Below are 18,261 nucleotides of genomic sequence, written 5' to 3'. Positions count from 1 at the left end.
GCGGCCGGGTCCCTGCGCCGGGGCTGGGAGGATCGGGCGCATGATGCCCCAGCAGGTCCCGACCGTGTCCGCCGCCGAGGTGCCCGAGGACGCCGTGCTCCTCGACGTCCGCGAGGACGGCGAGTGGGTGGCAGGGCACGCCGAGGGCGCCACGCACATCCCGATGGGCGACGTCCCGGCCCGGCTCGACGAGGTCCCCGACGGCGACCCGGTCTACGTCGTCTGCCGCAGCGGCGGGCGCTCGGCGCGGGTCGCCGCGTGGCTCAACCTCAACGGCTACGACGCGGTGAACGTCGGCGGCGGCATGGGGGAGTGGGAGGCGGCGGGCCGGCCCCTGGTGAGCGAGACCGGCCGGCCGCCCTTCGTCCGCTAGGACTTCGGCGCGTACTCCGCGAAACGGGTGCGCAGGTCCTTCTTCGAGAACTTGCCGACGCTGGTCTTGGGCACCTCGTCGATGAACTCGACGGCGTCGGGCATCCACCACTTGGCCACCAGCGGCTTCAGGTGCTCGAGGATCTCCTCCTCGGTCGCCTCCTCGCCGTCCTTGAGGACGACGCACGCCAGCGGCCGCTCGTCCCACTTCGGGTGCGGGATGCCGACGACCGCGGCCTCCTTGACCTTCGGGTGGCTCATGATCGCGTTCTCGAGGTCGACCGAGCTGATCCACTCGCCGCCGGACTTGATGAGGTCCTTGGTGCGGTCGGCGATGCGGATGGAGCCGAAGGGGTCCATCGCCGCGACGTCGCCGGTGCGCATCCAGCCGTCGTCGGTGGTCAGGACGACGCCGGCGTCGGGGTTGTAGTAGTCCTTCGCGCACCACGGGCCGCGGACCTGCAGCTCGCCGGTGGCCTTGTCGTCCCACGGCTGCGGCTCGAGGGTCTCGGCGTCGACGATGCGCGCCTCGACACCGAGGAACGGGATGCCGGCGCGGGCGCGCTGGGCCGCCTTGGTCTCGTCGTCGGCGTCGGCGTACCGCTTGGGCAGGACCCCGGAGGAGGCGACCGGGTGGGTCTCGGTCATGCCCCAGGCCTGCAGGATCGGCAGCCCGACCTGCTCGCGGTAGGCCTCCGACAGCGCCTTGGGCACCGCGGAGCCGCCGCAGCCGATGTCGCGCAGCTTGTGCGGCTTGCCGGCCAGGTGCGGCAGCACGCCCTGCCAGATGGTGGGGACGCCGGCGGTGAAGGTGACGCCCTCCTCGACGATGAGCTTCGCCAGCGCCTCGGGCTGCATCATCGGCCCGGGCATGACCAGCGAGGCGCCGGCGGCCGGGGCGGCCTGGGCGATGCCCCAGGCGTTGGCGTGGAACATCGGCACGACCGGCATGGCGACGTCCTGGATGCCGAGGCCGAAGGCGTTCGGCTGCATCACGCCCATCGTGTGCAGGAACGTCGAGCGGTGGCTGTAGACGACGCCCTTGGGGTTGCCGGTGGTGCCGGACGTGTAGCACATCGAGGCGGCGCGGTTCTCGTCCTCGACGTGGAAGTCGACCGGCTGCGCCTCGGCCAGCAGCGTCTCGTAGTCCAGGACGCGCGGGTCGTCGGGGATCTCGTTGTCGCCGCCGTCGTCCATGACGACGACGTGCCTGACCGTCTTCATCGTGTCGACCAGCGGCCAGAACAGCGGCAGGACGGTGCGGTCGACGAAGACCACCTCGTCCTCGGCGTGGTTGGCGATGTAGGTCAGCTGCTCGGGGAACAGCCGGATGTTGAGGGTGTGCAGCACCCGCCCGGTGGCCGGCGCGGCGAAGTACAGCTCCAGGTGCCGCTGGCTGTTCCAGCCGAAGGTGCCGACCCGGCCGTCCTCGCTGACGCCGAGGGTGTCGAGGACCCCGCCCAGCCGGCGGGTCCGATCGGCCCACTCGGCGTAGGTGCTGCGCACCGGTCCGGTCGGGCTGCCGGTGACGATCGTCCCGTCGCCGTAGTGCTGCTCGACGTGCCGGAAGATCGCGTCGATCGTGAGAGGGAAGTCCTGCATGAGGCCGCGCATGGCGGCATCGTGCCAGTGACCGCGCTCACGATCCACAGGTGCCGGCCGGTCAGCCGAACGCGGCGGTCACACCCTCGACCAGCGCGGGGAGGACGTCGGCCGCGGGGGCCGTCGCCCGCTCGTCGGTGGAGACCACCAGGAACCAGACCCCGCCCTCGAGCCGCGTGTCGGGCACGACGAGCGTGTAGCTGGTCGTGCCCGACGACTCGCACCGCAGCAGCAGAGCACCTCCGGGCGCGGAGGGCACGTCGGCCCGCGGGCACGGTGCGACGCCCTGGCCGGGGCCCTGCCGCGCGTCCCGGGCGTACTCCTCCACGGTCGTCCCGTCGGCGAGGAAGCCGACGCTGACCACGGTGTCGTGGTCGACGGTGTCGTACACCAGGGGCACGGGGACCCAGGTGCACCCGGCGGGCCCGTTGGGCAGCGTCCCGGCCCAGTAGCTCATCTCCCGGCCGGTGACCTCACCGAGCCGGGCGGACAGGACCGGGCAGGTGGACAGGTCGTCCTCGAGGTCGTCGCCGGGGTACGGCCTGCCGTCCGGCAGCCACCGGTCCCACTCCGCCGGAGAGCCCAGCGTGACCGGGCCGCCGAGCTCCGAGACGACGGCGTCGAGCTCGGGCTGTGCGGCCGCCTGGGCGGCAGCGGCCTCGGCCGCCCACTGCGCCGACCGGGACGCCGCTGCCGCGCGCGCGGCCGCCTCACGAGCGGCGAGCTCGGCCTCACGGTCCGGGGTGGAGGTCGGAGTGGGTTCCGGTGTGCGGTCCGCACCGGCGACCTCGCCGGAGCCACGTGCGGGCCCGCCCACCGCGGCGGGGACGGCGACCACGACGGCGGCGACGGCCGCGGTCGCGGCGGTCAGCACGACCCGGGTCCTCCGGCGCTGCCGGTACCGGGCGATGGCCGCCGGCGCCGACACGGTGTCGTCAGGGCCGGTCAGGTCCTCGGCGACGGCGCCCAGCCGGGCGCGCAGGTGGGACTCGACGTCGGTCACGAGGACCTCCTCGACACGGGTGCCGCGGTGGGGTTGGTCAGGCCGGCGGGGGCGAGCAGCGTCCGGAGGACGGCGAGCCCGCGGGTGACGTGGTTGTTGACGGTGCTGGTCGAGCACCGCATGAGCCGGGCGGTGTCGGCCTCGCTGAGGTCCTCGTAGTAGCGGAGGACGACAGCGGTGCGGACCCGCGGCGACAGGTGCAGCAGCGCGGCTCGCAGCTCGTCGGTCTGGGCGTACGCGACCTGCAGGTCGCGGCCGTCGGAGCGGTCGGGCAGCGACTCGACCACCTGCTCGCCACTGCTCAGCAGCCGCCGCCAGCTGAGGTGGCTGTTGACGACGACCCGGCGTACGTAGGCCGTCGGGTCGTCGGTCTCCCGCACCCGCGCCCAGCGGGCGTAGGTGCGCGCCAGTGCCGTCTGCAGCAGGTCCTCGCCGCGGTGCCGGTCGCCGGTGAGCAGGCAGGCGGTGCGCAGCAGCGCCGGGCCGGCGTCCCTGACGAACGCGGTGAACTCCGCGTCCTGCTCTGCTGCCACCGGTCCTCCTCGCCGCTCCGTCCCACCCTGGAGACGCATCGGCAGGGCCGGCCCGCCCCAGTCGCATCCGGTCACGATCCGGTCACGGCCCGGTCACCGCGGAGGACGCCGCTCCAGCTCCCTCAGGGCGTCGGTGCCGACCCAGCGGGCGCCGGGGCCGCCCGACCGCAGCTCCCGTGCCGTCGCGACGGCGCGGCCGTGCAGGCCGGGGCTGCGCTTGCCGACCTGCCGCAGCGCCCAGCTCGCGCCCTTGCGGACGATCGGCCGGTCGTCGTCGGCCCGCTCGGCGACCGCGCGCAGGAACGGCTCGAACCGGTCGTCGTCCGCGCCCTTGTCCGCCACCGCCAGCCCGGCCATGACGGCGAACCCGGCGCGCTTGACGAACTCCTCCGGCCGCCCGCTCCACGCCAGCGCCCGGTCCCAGGCGAACGGGGTGTGCCGCACGAGGTTCTGGCAGACCTGGTCGCACAGGTCCCAGGAGTCGAACCCGGCCGCCCACGCGTCGAGCTGCGCGGCGTCCACCGCGGCCGGCTCCTCGACCATGCCGGCCAGGATCCGGGCCTCGTGGACGCCGGAGTCCCACAGCCCGGCGGCCAGCGCGTGGTCGCGGCCCAGCTCCCTCGCCAGCGTGCGCAGCTCGGCGACCGTGACGCCGAGGGTCTGCGCGCCGCCGACGCCGTGACGGGCCATGCCGGCCAGCCGCGACGGGTCGGCCAGCTCCCGGAGCCGGCCGAGCACCTCCGCGGTCGCGGCCACTACCGGGTCAGGACGACGGGCAGCTCGGCCAGGCCGCGGATGACGAACTCCGGACGGCGCCGCGCCGGGCGGGCGAGCTGCAGGTCGCTGGTGCGCCCCAGCAGCGCGCCGAAGGAGGCCTGCAGCTCCACGCGGGCCAGTGGCGCCCCGATGCAGAAGTGCACGCCCGCGCCGAAGGAGATGTGCGGGTTGTCGCGGCGGCCGACGTCGAGGGTGTCGGGGGCGGCGAAGACGGCGGGGTCGCGGTTGGCGGCACCCAGCAGCGCGGCGACCTTCTCCCCCTCCCGCACGGTGACGCCGCCGACCTCGACGTCGGCGGTCGCGGTGCGCTCGAACAGCTGCAGCGGCGAGTCGAACCGCATGAGCTCCTCGACCGCCGTCGGCAGGAGCGCCGGGTCGGTCCGCAGCCGCGCCAGCTGGTCGGGGTGCTCGAGCAGCGCGAGCAGGCCGTTGCCGCTGACGTTGACCGTCGCCTCGTGGCCGGCGTTGAGCAGCAGGATGCACGTGGTGACCAGCTCGTCCTCGGTGAGCCGGTCGCCGTCGGCGTCGCGCACGGTGACCAGGTGCGACAGCAGGTCCTCGCCGGGGGCGCGGCGGCGCTCGGTGGCCAGGTCGCGCAGGTAGGCGACGAACTCCGCGGCGGCGCGCTCGGCGGCGTCCTCGACCGCCGTGGTCCGGCCGTACTCGTACATCTTCACGATCGCGTTGGACCAGGGGCGCAGCAGTGGCCGGTCCGCCTCCGGGACGCCGAGCAGCTCCGCGATGACCGCGACCGGCAGCTCCTCGGCCATCCCCGAGAGGACGTCGACGGGCTCGCTGCCGCCGGAGCGCGCCACCAGCCCGTCGACCAGCTCGCCGGCCAGGTGCTCGACCCACGGGCGCAGCCGCTCGACGTGCCCGCGGGCGAAGGCCGCGCTGACCAGCCGGCGCAGCCGGGTGTGGTCGGGCGGCTCCATCTCGAGGACGGCGTTGCGGTGGATGAGGTTGAACTGCCCGAACCGCTCCTCCGGCTCCCGGTCCCGCCAGATCCGGCCCAGCCGCCGGTCCCGCAGGACGGCGTTGCTCCCGGCGTGGGTGAACGCCAGCCACAGCCGCAGGCCCTCGTGCCACTGGACCGGGGCGACGGCGCGGGCGGCGGCGAAGGCGGGGTAGGGGTCGGCGACGACGGCCGGGTCGGTGAGGTCGAGCGGTGCCGCCAGGGAGGTCACGACGCCGAAGCCTATGGCCCGCGGGACCCCGTCCCGGCCCCACATACCCTGGGCCGCATGGCCCGTTCCGCGACCCGCCGCCGTTCCGCGCCCGCCGCCGTCGAGGGTGGGATCAACCCGAAGGCCCCGTGCCCGTGCGGCTCGGGCCGCCGGTACAAGCACTGCCACGGCTCGGGCTACGCACCCCCGGTGACCCGCCCCTTCGAGGGCCTGCCCGGCGAGCCGGACTGGGTGGCGCTGCGCGAGCTGGTGCCCGCCGCCACCGCGCCGCTGAGGACCACCGACGGCCGCGACGTGACCCTCGCCAGCGTGCTGCCCGGCGGTGCGCCGGCGCTGGTCCGCAGCAACGGCGAGATCCTGCTCGGCGTCCAGCTGCAGGCCTCCTCCGACGACGTCAGCAGGGACATCGGCACCGCGCTCGCCGCCGCGCTGGACTCGCCGGCCGGCGCGCCGGTCGACCCGGGCCCGATCGGCTCGGCCGGCTCGGCCGGGCCGCGGCTGCAGGAGCTGCTCGACCCCACCGTCCCGCTCGAGGTCACCGTGCACCCCGACTTCGGCTTCTGGCTGGAGGGCACCGACCCGAACCCCGCCGCGCAGGCCGGGCTGGAGCGGGCCAACGAGGCGGTGCTGCCGACCGAGCGGCTGGAGGGCCTGGGGGCCGCCTACTGGGTGCGGCCGGGCAACGAGCGGGCGCACCTGCGCTGGGTGCGGCCCGAGGCCGAGGAGCCGCTGCTCGACGCGCTGGCCCGGCTCTCGGCGTCCGAGCAGCTGCTGCTGGGCGAGGGGACCCGGTACGCCGGCGCCTTCCGCGCGCACGGGCTCGTCGTCCCGGTGTGGGACCTGCCGGCCGACACCCCCGCGCAGGAGTGGGCCGGCCCCGCGGCCGAGTTCGCCACCCGCCTGGAGCAGGCGCTGACGGTGACCGATCCGCTGACCGCCGACGAGCGCCGCGCCCGCGCCGGCCTGCTCTCCCGCCAGATCACGCTCCGGTAGGGCCTCCTCCCGCCGCCGCTCGTGCTCTGCCCACCCCCGGGGGCAGAGCACGAGCGCGCTCAGAGGTGCGTGATGAGGTGCCGGAAGAAGACCGCGCCCCGGTGCAGGGCGGCGACGCTGATCCGCTCGTCGGCGGCGTGCAGCGCGTCGAGCTCGCCGCGGGACAGGTCGAAGGGCATGAACCGGTAGACGCTGTCGCTGATCTGCGCGAAGTGCCGGGCGTCGCTGGCCTGCACCATCAGGTACGGCGCGACGGCGGCCCCCGGGTACACCGCCCGCACCGCGGCCCCGAGCGCCGCGTAGGCCTCGGTGTCGGTCCGCGAGACCGGTGAGGGGTCGCTGCCCGACAGCACCCGGACCTCGACGCGGTCGTCGGCGACCACCCGGCGCAGCCGCTCGACCGTCGACTGCACGGTCTCGCCCAGCGCGATCCGGACGTTCAGGTGTGCCCGCGCCCGGGTGGCCAGCACGTTGCGCGCGCTGCTGCCCTCGAGCTCGGTCACCGCCACCGTCGTCCGCACCAGCGCGTTGGCCTCGCGGCTCGCCCGGGCCAGCGCCGTCGCGAGCAGCGGCCGCAGCGGGCGGGCGTGCGCGAACAGCGCGCGGTGGGCGCCGGGGGCGTGGCGGCCCGCGGCGTCGACCATCGCCAGCACGACGTCGTGCAGCCGGGCCGGGAACGGCGCGGCGTCCAGCCGGAGGATCGCGCGGGCCAGGCGGGCCGGGGCACCGCCCGACGTCGGCGAGGACGCGTGCCCGCCGGGGTCGGTGGTGACCAGCTCGCAGTCGAGCAGCCCCTTCTCGGCCAGCCCGACGACGGCGATCTGCCCCGGCACGCCCGGGAAGACGCCGGTCACCACGGCACCGCCCTCGTCGACCACCGCCCACGGCCGGATGCCCCGCCCGCGGAACACGGCCACCGCCTCCTGGGCGCCGACGCCGAGGACCTCCTCGTCGTTGCCGGAGAAGACGTACACGTCGCGTGCCGGGGTGTGTCCCCCGGCGGCCAGGGACTCGACCGCCTCGAGGACCGCCACCAGCGAGCCCTTGTCGTCGACGGCGCCCCGGCCGTGCACCCAGCCGTCCTCGACCGCGCCGGAGAACGGGTCGCGGGACCAGTCCTGGCCGGTCACCGGGACGACGTCGTGGTGGGCCATGAGCACCAGCGGCGGTGCGTCGGTGCCGCTGCGCCAGCGGTACAGCAGCGACCCGCCGGGCAGCAGCTCGCGCTCGAGCGCCCGGTGCGCGTGCGGGTAGAGCTCGGCCAGGCGCTCGCGGAACCGCTCGAACGCCGCGGCGTCGGCCTGCCCGGGGTCGCGCGAGGAGACGGTGGGGACGCGGATCAGCTCGGCCAGCCGGGCCGCGGCGGCGTCGGGGTCCAGACCTGAGGCGTCCGCCGGCTCGACCGGCGCGGGGACCGGCCGGAAGCGGGCGACCCGCCGCGCGGCCGCGGCGCCGGCGGCGGCCGCGGCACCGAGCAGGAGCGGGGCGGTCCTCACGCGACCTCCCGCACGCCCACGGCCTCGGGCCGGTCGGAGAAGGCCAGGCGCGGCACGAAGACCAGCGACAGCGCGGCCAGCCACGCCGTCACCCCGCAGACCACCCAGACCGTGACGTAGCCCGACAGCGACCCGGCGGTGCCCTCGGACCCGTCGGCGGCGGCCGGCGCGCCGGCGGCCAGGGCGACGGCGAAGACGGCGGAGGCGAAGCTGCCGCCGAGCACCTTGGTCGTGTTGGTCAACCCGGTCGCGACGCCGGTGCGACCGGCGGGCGCCGCTGCCGCCGCGGCCGCGGGCAGCGCCGCCACCAGCGCCCCCGAGCCGAGGCCGGCGACCACCATCGCCCCGAGGACCTGCGGCAGCGTGGCGTGCAGCGGGACCAGCAGCAGGTAGCCCAGGCCGGTGAGCGTGGCGGCGCCGATCAGCGTGACCCTGGGCGTGGTGGCCGCGGAGACCCGGGAGAACGAGCTCGCGCCGACCAGCATCGAGACGACGTAGCCGCCGATGACGATCGACACCTGGCTGGTCGACAGGCCCAGGCCGTAGCCGTAGGTGTCGGGGTCGGTGCGGGCGAACGTCGACAGCGGCCCCTGCGCGCCGAGCACGCTCACCCCGAACAGCCCGGCGGTGAGCTGCACCGGCCACGTGCTGGGGGAGCGCAGCACGCGGAAGTCGACCAGCGGGTCCGCGCGGCGCAGCTCGTACCGGACGAACGGCACGACCAGCAGCACGCCGGCCGCGGTCACCAGCCACGGCCACACCTCGCCGGCGCCGTTGACCCGGACGAAGCTCAGCCCGCCCGTGATCACCAGCAGCACCACGCTGAGCAGGGCGACCCCGGGGACGTCGACGTCGCCGGCCCGCCGGTCGGTGCTCTCGGGTACGCGGGTGAGCACGACGACGCAGACGCCGGCCACCAGCAGGCCCGGCAGCAGCAGCACCAGCCAGAACCGCCCGGCGAGCGCGTCGCCGACCTGCCCGCCGCCGAGCGCGCCCACGATCGCGCCGGCCTGGAGCGCGGCGACGACCAGCCCCGTCGCCCGGCGGGTGCGGGCGGCCGCGTCGGCCTGCCCGCGCGACCGCGAGTGGATGAGCGCCACCTGCAGCGGCAGCCAGGCGGCGTAGACGCCCTGCACCGCCCAGGCCACCAGGAAGACGCCGAAGTCCTGCGCGAACGCCAGCACGACGGTGGCCGCCGCGACCACCGCCGCCGAGGTCCACAGCATCCGGCGGTGGCCGTGGAGGTCGCCCAGCTTGGCCAGCACCGGGACCGCGATCGCGGACGTCATCAGCTGGGCGGCCTCGAGCCAGTTCACGTCGGCGTCGTGGATGCCCAGGTGGCGGGCGACGTCGGTGAGCAGCGGGACGTAGTAGCCCTGCAGCACCCCGCTGGTGAACTCGACGAAGACGAGCCAGCCGACCAGCCCCCCGCCGAGCCCCGCGATGCGGCCGCCGCGCCGCCGCGTCTGCGTGCCGGTCACGCCCTGCTGCCCCTCACGGCGGGTCCTCCCGTCCGGACCTCCGGGGAGGAGACCCGGTACGGCACCGTACGGACCTCGCGGCCGGTCCGGGAGGGGTCACAGCGGATCGCGCCACACGGGACACGACATGCACCGCGGCCCCCCGCGTCCGCTGCCGAGCTCCGAGCCCGCGATCCGCACCACCTCGATGCCGGCGGCCTCGAGTGCGGCGTTGGTGACGGTGTTGCGCTCGTAGGCCACCGCCAGCCGCGGGGCCAGCGCGAGGGTGTTGTTGCCGTCGTCCCACTGCTCGCGCTCGGCGGTGACCGGGTCCAGGCCGGTGTCGATCACCCGCAGCCGGTCGATGCCCATCGCCTCGGCCGCGGCGACCACGAACGGCGCCGGGCCGCGGACGACGAGGTCGGTGGTGTCGGCGTCGTCGGGCGGGGTGTCGGCGGTGACCGTCCAGGCGACGAGGGTGTCCGCCACCGCGGGGTACATGACCATCGCGTCGACGTCGACCATCGTGGCGATGGTGTCCAGGTGCATGGTCGCCCGCTCCTGGGCTATCGGGACGACGAGCACCGTGTGCGCCAGCCCCCGCGCGAACACCCGGCGCGCGAGCCGCTCGGCGCCGCCCGGCGTCGTCCGCTCGCCCACGCCCACGGCCACCACGCCGGGGGCCAGCAGCAGGACGTCGCCGCCCTCGAGGTGCTCGAGCGAGGAGTCGTAGAGCTGCTCGGCGCCGGCGAAGCGCGGGTGGTACGTGGCGATGGCGCGGAGGATCGTGCTCTCCCGGTGCCGGGCCGGCATCGCCAGCGACGTGACGGCGACCTGGTCGCCGACCCACACCGACGAGTCCCGGGTGAACAGCAGGTTGGGCAGCGGCGGGACGACGAAGTCGTGCCGGTCCATCAGCTCGTAGGCCAGGCCCCGCCCGCCGCGCAGCTCGTGGTGCGCCACGCCGGCCATGAGTGCGCCGGCGAGGTCGTCCGCCGCGAGGCCGGACAGGTGGCCGGCGGCCGTGCGCTGGAGGGTGGCGCCCAGGCGCGGGTCGTCGACGGCGGCGGCCACGAGCTCCTCGCGGGCCGTCGGGTGGTCCAGGACGTCGGTCAGCAGCCGGTCGAGGTGGAGCACCTCGACGCCACGGTCGGTGAGGGCGGCGGCGAACGCGTCGTGCTCCTCCTGCGCGCGGGCCACCCACGGGACGCCGTCGAAGAGCAACTGGTCGTTGTTGCGCGGCGTGAGCCGGCGCAGCTCGGCGCCCGGCCGGTGCAGGACCACCGTCCGCAGGGGGCCGACCTCGCTGGTCACGCCGAGGGGACTGGGGGCCGCGGTGGTCACGGGGGGAGAGGCTGGCACAGTGGCCCGGCCGGCGCACGGCACCGCCACAGGAGGAGGCACCGCGTGGACCTGTTCGACCTCACCGGGAAGGTCGCCGTCGTCACCGGCGGCACCCGCGGCATCGGCCTGATGATGGCGCGCGGCCTGCTGCAGGCCGGGGCGTCGGTCTACGTCAGCTCGCGCAAGCCCGAGGCCGGTGAGCAGGCGGTGGCGGAGCTGTCGGCGTTCGGGAGGGTGGAGTCGATCCCCGCCGACATCAGCACCGAGGCCGAGTGCGTCCGGCTGGCCGAGGAGGTCGGCCGCCGCGAGGAGCGCGTGCACGTGCTGGTCAACAACGCCGGCGCCACCTGGGGCGAGCCGCTCGAGACCTTCCCCGCCTCGGCGTGGGACAAGGTCCTCGACCTCAACGTCAAGGCGCCGTTCTTCCTGACCCGGGCGGTGCTGCCGCTGCTCGAGGCCGCGGCCACCGACGACGACCCGGCCCGCGTGGTCAACGTCGGCAGCATCGACGGGCTGCACGTGCCGGTCCTGCCGACCTACTCGTACTCCTCCAGCAAGGCCGCGGTGCACCAGCTCACCCGGCACCTGGCCAAGGAGCTGGGGCCCAGGCGGATCACCGTGAACGCCGTCGCGCCGGGGCCGTTCGAGTCGAAGATGATGGCCGCCACCCTGGCCGCCCGCGGCGACGAGATCGCCGCCAGCTCGCCGCTGGGCCGCATCGGCCGCCCCGACGACATGGCCGGCGTCGTCGTCTACCTGGCCAGCCGGGCCGGGGCGTACGTGACCGGCGCCGTCATCCCCGTCGACGGCGGCCGGGCCACCACCCTCTAACCGGTCGCCAGGTCCCGGCGGGCGAAGCCCGTGGAGCCGGCGACGAGCAGGACGGCGGCGACCCCGGTCAGCACGAGCACCGGGGCTGCGTTCCAGGGCTCCAGCGGCATCAGGGGCACCCAGCCGAACGGGGAGAGGCCACCGACCCAGCCCGGCCAGTCGAACGACCCGGCGAACAGGGTGAGGACGAGGGAGACGCCGACGGCGGTCCACGCCAGCGCGGTCGCCGCCCGGGGGAGCAGCCCGAACAGTGCCACCGCGGTGCCCGCGACCACCCAGACCGCCGGCACGTACGCCACGGCGGCACCTACCATCCGGCCCAGGGCGGCCGCCTCGCCGGTCTGCGCCACCCGCACGACGCCCGTGGTGAGACCGGATGCCGTCAGGGCCAGCCCCGAGCCCGCCAGGGCGACGGCGACGTGGCTGCCCAGCCACCGGGACCGGCTGGTGGCGGTCGCCAGCACCGGCTCGGCGCGCTGGCCGGACTCCTCGCCGCGGGCGCGCAGCACCGACGAGACCGCGTAGGCGCCGGCCAGCAGTGCCGTGACGCCGAACGTGGTGCCGAGGTAGGCGTCCACCAGCTCGCCGACGTCCGGGTCGCCGAAGACGGCCAGCGCCTGCTCGTTGCCGGCGACCAGCGTCTCGACGGACTCCGCGAGGGCGCCCTGCACCACCCCCAGCAGGGCCAGGCCCAGCGTCCACGCGACGAACGCCCCCCGCTGCAGGCGGACGGCGAGGCCGAGCGGCGAGCGCAGCGACCACGGGGCGTGCGCCGGGCCCGGCCGCGGCTGGACGAGGCCGGCGCCCAGGTCGCGGCGGTCGAGCAGGGCGAACCCGGCCAGGACCAGCGCCACGGCGACGACCGCGCACAGCACCAGCGGTGCGACGGCGTCGTCGGAGAACGGGTGGGTGGCCTGCGCCCAGCCGATCGGCGAGGTCCAGACCACCCAGCTGCCCTCGACGTCGCCGAGCGCACGGAGCACGAAGGACACCGCGAACAGCCCACCCACCAGGCCGTGGACCGCCCGGGTGTGTCCGGTCACCTGCACGGCCACGGCGGTGATCCCGGTGAACACCAGCCCGCACGCCCCGAACGAGGCGCCGAGGAACAGGGAGCCGACGGCCGGCAGTCCGGTCGCCGTGGCGGCGGTCCAGACGGCGACGGTGAGCACCGCACACGCCAGCGACGACAGGAGGACGGCGGCCAGCAGCGGCGCGTGCCGGCCGACGCGCGCCGACCGGACCAGCTCGGTCCGGCCGGCCTCCTCGTCCGCCCGGGTGTGCCGGGTGACGGTGGACGTCGCCATCAGCGCGGCGACCAGCATCACGGTCGCGGAGATCTCGAAGGCGACCGCCCCGGCCACCGTGCCGAGCCCCACGGGCGGGCCGGCCAGGGCGATCGTCGCCGCGTTGCTGCCCACGGATGCGCGGTAGGCGGCCAGGGCCTCGGCGGTGTCGTAGAGCGACTGGCTCGAGACCGACTGCAGTGCCACCAGGAACGTGCCGGCGGCGATCCACACCGGCAGCCGCACCCGGTCACGGCGCAGCGCGAACCGGAGGAGCGTGCCGGTGCCCGTGGTGGTCGACGGCCGGGTCCCGGTCACCGGCGGCACCGGCCGGGCGGGGGCCTCCGACAGCCGGGTGGTCACGACCGCACCGCCTCGGACCCGGAGGGGACGCCGTTCTCCGCCAGCTCGTCGCCGTAGTGCCGCAGGAAGAGCTCCTCGAGCGTGGGCGGCGTGCTGGTCAGGGCCACGACACCGAGCGTGGTCAGGTACCTGAGGGTGCCGTCCAGCGCGTCGGTGTCGACGTCGAAGCGGACCCGGCCGTCCTCGTGCCGCAGGTCGTGGACGCCCGGCAGCGCCGCTAGGCCGCTCGCCGGGCGAGCGGTCTCGGCGACGACGGACGTGCGGGTCAGGTGCCGCAACTGGCCGAGGCTGCCGCTCTGCACCGTCCGGCCGTGCCGGATGATGCTGACCCGGTCGCACAGGGCCTCGGCCTCGGCCAGGATGTGGCTGGAGAGGAGCACCGTGCGGCCCTCGGCGCGGACCTCGCGGATGCACTCCTGGAACACCGCCTCCATGAGCGGGTCGAGTCCGGACGTAGGCTCGTCGAGCACCAGCAGGTCGGCGTCGGATGCCAGCGCGGCCACCAGGGCGACCTTCTGCCGGTTGCCCTTCGAGTACGTGCGGGCCTTCTTGCGCGGGTCGAGGTCGAACCGGTCGAGCAGCTCGGCGCGACGTCGTGGGTCGAGCCCGCCGCGCAGCCGCCCGATCAGGTCGATGGCCTCGCCGCCGGAGATGGTCGGCCACAGGGTCACGTCCCCGGGCACGTAGGCCAGGCGCCGGTGCAGGGCCACGGCGTCGCGCCACGGGTCGCCGCCGAGCAGGCGGACCCGGCCGGCGTCGGGACGCAGCAGGCCGAGCAGCACCCGGAGGGTCGTGGACTTGCCGGACCCGTTCGGGCCGAGGAAGCCGTGCACCTCACCGGTGTCGACCTCGAGGTCGAGCCCGTCCAGGGCGCGCGTGGCGCCGAAGGTCTTGACCAGTCCCGCGATGGAGATCGCCGTCATGGCCGTGAACTTACAGAACTTTCACTACTTTGTGAACACTATTGAACGCCAGGAGGCCCAGTACGATGGGCGGCGTGGCGGTTGCGGACGACCTGGACGCCGAGCGGGCGACCCTCCTGCGGTTCGTGGAGCGGTTCGCGCTCGTGCTGCGCGAGTCGGGCATGCAGCCGATGCAGGCGCGGGTCATGGCCTACGCGCTCGCCGACGACGCCGACCGCTACACCGCCGCCGAGCTCGCGGAGGGCCTGCAGGTCAGCCCGGCGGCGATCAGCGGGGCCGTCCGGCAGCTGGTCCAGGTCGGCTTCCTGGTGCGCGAGCGTGAGCCCGGTACGCGCAGCGACCTGTACGTGCTGGACGACGCCAACCTCTGGACCCGTGCCGTCACCGCGGAGCTGCAGACGCTCCGGCGGTTCGAGGACGTCGCGGCGTCCGGCATCGAACTGCTCGGCGCCGACCGGCCCGGTGGCCGGCGGCTCGCCGAGACGCGCGACTTCCTGGCGTTCCTGCGCGAGGTCCTGGCCGACGCCGTCGCCCGCTGGCCCCGGGAACGGGAACGGCGGGGCGCCGGGCCGGACTAGGCTGGACGCTCCTCGACCGGTGGGTGCACGGCAGGGCGCGGCGTCGGGGGCTCGGAGCGCCGGCGCCGCGGCGGCCGGTGCGCCTGCTCGGCGGGCACCCGGGCCAGGTGGGACTCGGCCAGCGCCACCTGGTGCGGCGAGCCGACCCTCCGGCCCTGCTCGCGGGCGCCGGTCCACCAGTCGCGGGCGGCCACCGTGTCGCCGGTGCGCTCGGCGATCCGGCCCAGCAGCTCGTCGTAGGCGCCCAGGCTGAACGCCGGGGTGCCCAGCACCGCCTGCCGCCCGCGGAAGGGCAGCAGCTGCACGGTGGCCACGGTCAGCTCGGGCTCGTCGCCCAGGTGCAGCGCGGCCTCGGCCTGCAGCAGCACCGCGACGTCGCTGGCCCAGTCGCGGATCTGGGTGCGGCCCCAGCGGGCGCGCAGCCGCCGGGCCACCGCGAGGTCGCCGGACTCCGCGGCGGCCACCACGGCCATGAGCTGCAGCAGCGGGTTGCCCTCGTCGCCGGTCTCCACGAGCAGGTCGATCGCCTCGGGCAGCCGGTGGTCGCCGCGGCGCAGCGCGAACAGGTGCGCGGCGTAGGCGTGCCGCGAGTGGGGCGTCACCCGGCGGTAGAGCTCGTGCGCCTCGGTGGTCAGGTCCTCGGCGCGGGCGGCGTCCCCGGCCAGCCAGGCGGCGCCGGCCTGCTGCCACAGCACGTGCGGGCGCACCTCCGGGCCCGACAGCGAGAACGCCAGCCGCCGCCCGGCCTCCAGGTCGGCCTCGAAACCGGCGCGGTCGGTGAGGTGCAGCCGGATCGCCGCGCGGTGCAGCCGGGCGTAGAACTCGGTGCGCCGCGGCAGCCCGCGCCCGGCCAGGGCCAGCGCCTCGTCGGTCGCGGCCAGCCGCAGCTCGGCGGCACCGGGCCGGCCCCACACCGCGAGCGAGTAGTTGTTCAGCGTCCGGCCCAGCAGCTCCGGGTCGCCGACGCCGCGGGCCAGCGCCACCGCCCGCTCGGCGTACCGCACGCCGCGCTGCAGGTCCTCGCTGAAGGCCAGCTCGACGCCGAGGGTGCCCAGCAGCCGCGCGGTCAGCCGGTCCCGCTCGGCCTCGGTCGCGTCCGGGGCGATCTCGTCGCGGTGCTCGAGCAGGTCCTCCAGCAGGGCGACCATCTCGGCGTCGACGACGCCGTGCGGCCGCCAGTTCCACAGCGTGACCTCGCCCCAGACCGCGGCCGACTCCAGCTGGCAGCGCGGGTCGCCGAGCTCGCGGGCCAGCGCGATCGCCTCGCCGACCACCTGGTGGGCCTCGGTGCGCTCGCCGCTGCGCAGCAGGTCGTTGCCCAGCGCGGTGAGCAGGTCGTGCCGGGTGCGGACCGCGCCGGGCTGCGCCGGGTCGACCAGCCGCAGCGCGCGGCGGGTGTGCACCGCGGCCTCGCCGTCGGCCAGGCGGGCCCGGGCGTTGGCCGCCGCGGCGGTGGACCACCGCAGCCCGGCGGCGGGGCCGGCCACCGGCGCGGCCTCGACGAAGTGGTGCGCCAGCCGCTCGACCACGGCGTCGTCGGGGCGGCCGCCGGCCACCTGCCGCTCCAGCGCCTCGCCGAGCCGGGCGTGCAGGCGGGCCCGGCGCAGCGCGGGGAGGTCGTCGGCGAGGACCTCCTGCACCAGCGCGTGCGTGAACCGCCAGCTCCACGGCGTGCCGCCCTCGACGACCAGGCCCGCGGCGACCGCGGCGTCCAGGGCCGCCAGCGCGGCCTCGGCCGGCTCCCCGGCGGCCTCGAGCAGGTCGAGGGTGACCTCCCGGCCGGCGACGGCGGCGAGCTCGAGCACCGGGCGGGCGCCGGCGGGCAGCCGGGCCAGGCGGGTCCGCAGCACCTCGCCCACCGACGGCGGCACCGGCACCGCGTGCAGGTCGCGGCCGCCGCGCATCCAGCGGGACAGCTCGACGACGAAGAACGGGTTGCCCGCCGTGCGGTCGTGCACCGTGGCGGCCAGGCCCGGGTCGCCGGCAGAGCCCAGCTGCGCGGCCAGCAGCGAGCCGACGTCCTCGGCGTCCAGGCCCTGCAGGGTGATCGTGGTGGCGGCCGGCTCGCGGGCCAGCCGGGCCAGGCAGTCCGCGACCGCCTCGGGCAGGTCCTCCCCGACGCTGCGCACGGTCACGACGACCAGCAGCGGCACCCGCGGCAGGTGCCGGGCCAGCAGGGTCAGCAGCTGCACCGACGTGGTGTCGGCGCCCTGCAGGTCGTCGAGGACGACCATCGCCGGCCGCTGCCGGGCGGCGGCGGTGAGCCTGCCGCGCAGCTCCTGGAACAGCCGGAACCGGGCGGCGTCGGCGTCGTCGCCGTCGTCCCCGGCGGGCGCGGGCGGCTCCTGGCCCAGCTGCTCGAGCGCCTGCGTCCACGGCCACAGGGCCGGGGCGCCGGCGTCGTCGGCGCAGCGGCTCTCGGCGACCGCCCACCCCGCGGCCCGGGTGGTGTCCGCGACCGCCTCGGCCAGCCGGGTCTTGCCGATGCCGGCCTCGCCGGCCAGCACGACGACGGCGGGCCGCCCGGCGGCGACCTGCTCGGCGGCCGCCCGCAGCCGGGCCAGCTCGGCGCGGCGGCCGACGAGCGTCTCGTCGCCGGGGACCGCCAGCGCGGTGGGCGCCGGCGGCGGGACCACCGACAGCACCGGCCGGGGCACCCGTGAGGCGAGCTTGGGGTCCTGCCGGAGCACCGCCTGCTCGAGGTCGCGCAGCTCGGGGCCGGGGTCGATGCCCAGCTCGTCGCGCAGCAGCTCGGTGCAGCGGCGCAGCGCGTCCAGCGCGTCGGCCTGCCGGTCGGCGGCGTAGAGGGCGGTGACCAGCCGGGCCCACAGCCGCTCGCGCAGCGGGTGCTCGGCGACCAGGCGCTGCAGGTCGGCGACGGCGGCGTCGGCGCGGCCGACGGCCAGCAGCGCGTCGCACCGGCGCTCGCGGGCGCGCACGTGCAGCTCGGTGAGGCGCAGCCGGTCGGTGGCCGCGCCCGGCCCGTCCCCCAGCTCGGCCAGCGGCTCGCCCCGCCACAGCTCGAGCGCGCGGTCCAGCGCGGCGACCCCGCCGGCGGGGTCGCCGGCCTCGACGGCGCGGTCGCCCTCCTCGACCAGGCGGGCGAAGCGCAGGCTGTCGAGGTCCTCGGCGCCGACCTGCACCAGGTAGCCCGGCGCCCGGGTGAGCAGCACCGTCGGCGCCTCGCGGGGCCCGCGCTGGGGCTCGAGCACCCGGCGCAGGTGCGAGACGTAGGCCTGCAGGGTCCCGGTGACCGTGGGCGGCGGCTCGTCACCCCACAGCGTGGTGACGATGCGGTCGATCGGGACCACCCGGCCGGCCTCGGCCAGCAGCAGGGTCAGCAGCGCGCGGGGCTTGGCCCCGCCGACGTCGACGGGGCGGTCGTCGGGACCGGTGACCTCGAGGGGACCGAGGACGCGGAACCGCACGATCGGGCATCGTGACAGGTCGCGCGCCGCCTGGGGAGGGGTTCGTGCGCCTCAAGTCGGGCGCAAGTGGCGGTCAAGGCGGGGC

The 18,261-nt window shown here is 76.3% G+C and carries 15 protein-coding genes; 4 read left to right on the top strand and 11 right to left on the bottom strand.

Going from position 1 to position 18,261, the window contains the following annotated elements; genetic code table 11:
* The first annotated feature begins 40 nt into the window (after positions 1-40).
* A complete protein-coding gene (locus tag ACFO3M_RS15740; RefSeq protein ID WP_387990640.1) occupies positions 41-373 on the top strand; it encodes a rhodanese-like domain-containing protein in 333 nt (110 codons plus the stop codon).
* Here ACFO3M_RS15740 and ACFO3M_RS15735 read toward each other — a convergent pair.
* From ACFO3M_RS15735 to ACFO3M_RS15715, 5 genes are all read right to left on the bottom strand, one after another.
* Complete coding sequence (locus tag ACFO3M_RS15735; RefSeq protein WP_387990637.1) at positions 370-1,986, bottom strand: long-chain fatty acid--CoA ligase; 1,617 nt, start codon at positions 1,984-1,986, stop codon at positions 370-372. The genes ACFO3M_RS15740 and ACFO3M_RS15735 overlap by 4 nt on opposite strands.
* A gap of 49 nt (positions 1,987-2,035) precedes the next feature.
* Positions 2,036-2,977: a hypothetical protein gene (locus tag ACFO3M_RS15730; protein ID WP_387990635.1), complete on the bottom strand. Its 942-nt coding sequence runs from the start codon at positions 2,975-2,977 to the stop codon at positions 2,036-2,038.
* Complete coding sequence (locus tag ACFO3M_RS15725) at positions 2,974-3,510, bottom strand: SigE family RNA polymerase sigma factor (RefSeq protein WP_387990634.1); 537 nt, start codon at positions 3,508-3,510, stop codon at positions 2,974-2,976. Before ACFO3M_RS15725 ends, ACFO3M_RS15730 begins: the two co-directional genes overlap by 4 nt.
* Positions 3,511-3,603: 93 nt before the next feature.
* Positions 3,604-4,266, bottom strand: a complete 663-nt coding sequence (locus ACFO3M_RS15720) for a DNA alkylation repair protein (protein WP_387990631.1) — start codon at positions 4,264-4,266, stop codon at positions 3,604-3,606.
* Complete coding sequence (locus ACFO3M_RS15715) at positions 4,266-5,474, bottom strand: cytochrome P450 (RefSeq protein WP_387990630.1); 1,209 nt, start codon at positions 5,472-5,474, stop codon at positions 4,266-4,268. Before ACFO3M_RS15715 ends, ACFO3M_RS15720 begins: the two co-directional genes overlap by 1 nt.
* Positions 5,475-5,531: 57 nt before the next feature.
* Between ACFO3M_RS15715 and ACFO3M_RS15710 the strand changes: the two genes are divergently transcribed.
* Positions 5,532-6,467 (top strand): DUF5926 family protein, encoded by a 936-nt coding sequence (locus ACFO3M_RS15710; protein WP_387990627.1) that lies wholly within the window; start codon positions 5,532-5,534, stop codon positions 6,465-6,467.
* A gap of 59 nt (positions 6,468-6,526) precedes the next feature.
* On the opposite strand, the gene ACFO3M_RS15705 is transcribed toward ACFO3M_RS15710, so the two are convergent.
* The 3 genes from ACFO3M_RS15705 to ACFO3M_RS15695 all read right to left on the bottom strand — a co-directional run bounded on the left by ACFO3M_RS15705 (position 6,527) and on the right by ACFO3M_RS15695 (position 10,767).
* Entirely contained in the window at positions 6,527-7,963 is a 1,437-nt protein-coding gene (locus ACFO3M_RS15705; protein WP_387990624.1) for a M20/M25/M40 family metallo-hydrolase, read from the bottom strand.
* Positions 7,960-9,444: an MFS transporter gene (locus ACFO3M_RS15700; protein WP_387990622.1), complete on the bottom strand. Its 1,485-nt coding sequence runs from the start codon at positions 9,442-9,444 to the stop codon at positions 7,960-7,962. Before ACFO3M_RS15700 ends, ACFO3M_RS15705 begins: the two co-directional genes overlap by 4 nt.
* A gap of 96 nt (positions 9,445-9,540) precedes the next feature.
* Entirely contained in the window at positions 9,541-10,767 is a 1,227-nt protein-coding gene (locus ACFO3M_RS15695; RefSeq protein WP_387990619.1) for an arginine deiminase, read from the bottom strand.
* 63 nt (positions 10,768-10,830) lie between these two features.
* On the opposite strand from ACFO3M_RS15695, the gene ACFO3M_RS15690 reads away from it, so the two are divergent.
* Positions 10,831-11,598: an SDR family oxidoreductase gene (locus ACFO3M_RS15690; protein WP_387990616.1), complete on the top strand. Its 768-nt coding sequence runs from the start codon at positions 10,831-10,833 to the stop codon at positions 11,596-11,598.
* Here ACFO3M_RS15690 and ACFO3M_RS15685 read toward each other — a convergent pair.
* Together ACFO3M_RS15685 and ACFO3M_RS15680 are read right to left on the bottom strand one after the other, a co-directional pair.
* The gene (locus ACFO3M_RS15685; protein WP_387990613.1) at positions 11,595-13,247 is read right to left on the bottom strand and encodes an ABC transporter permease; all 1,653 of its coding nucleotides are present in this window, start codon (positions 13,245-13,247) and stop codon (positions 11,595-11,597) included. The genes ACFO3M_RS15690 and ACFO3M_RS15685 overlap by 4 nt on opposite strands.
* Positions 13,244-14,170, bottom strand: a complete 927-nt coding sequence (locus ACFO3M_RS15680; protein ID WP_387990610.1) for an ABC transporter ATP-binding protein — start codon at positions 14,168-14,170, stop codon at positions 13,244-13,246. Before ACFO3M_RS15680 ends, ACFO3M_RS15685 begins: the two co-directional genes overlap by 4 nt.
* Positions 14,171-14,244: 74 nt before the next feature.
* Here ACFO3M_RS15680 and ACFO3M_RS15675 point away from each other — a divergent pair, with 74 nt between their 5' ends.
* Positions 14,245-14,748, top strand: a complete 504-nt coding sequence (locus tag ACFO3M_RS15675; RefSeq protein ID WP_387990607.1) for a GbsR/MarR family transcriptional regulator — start codon at positions 14,245-14,247, stop codon at positions 14,746-14,748.
* Here ACFO3M_RS15675 and ACFO3M_RS15670 read toward each other — a convergent pair.
* Complete coding sequence (locus ACFO3M_RS15670) at positions 14,745-18,176, bottom strand: BTAD domain-containing putative transcriptional regulator (RefSeq protein WP_387990604.1); 3,432 nt, start codon at positions 18,174-18,176, stop codon at positions 14,745-14,747. The genes ACFO3M_RS15675 and ACFO3M_RS15670 overlap by 4 nt on opposite strands.
* Positions 18,177-18,261: the final 85 nt, after the last annotated feature.

The organism is Geodermatophilus arenarius (genome assembly GCF_042654585.1).
Classification (GTDB): Bacteria; Actinomycetota; Actinomycetes; order Mycobacteriales; family Geodermatophilaceae; genus Geodermatophilus; species Geodermatophilus arenarius.
This window is presented reverse-complemented; position numbering and strand designations above follow the sequence as displayed.

Bases quoted from the DNA above. Each gene is read 5' to 3' on its own strand.
- ACFO3M_RS15740 (WP_387990640.1), top strand. From the start codon at position 41: ATGATGCCCCAGCAGGTCCCGACCGTGTCCGCCGCCGAGGTGCCCGAG.
- ACFO3M_RS15735 (WP_387990637.1), bottom strand. From the start codon at position 1,986: ATGCGCGGCCTCATGCAGGACTTCCCTCTCACGATCGACGCGATCTTC.
- ACFO3M_RS15710 (WP_387990627.1), top strand. From the start codon at position 5,532: ATGGCCCGTTCCGCGACCCGCCGCCGTTCCGCGCCCGCCGCCGTCGAG.
- ACFO3M_RS15680 (WP_387990610.1), bottom strand. From the start codon at position 14,170: ATGACGGCGATCTCCATCGCGGGACTGGTCAAGACCTTCGGCGCCACG.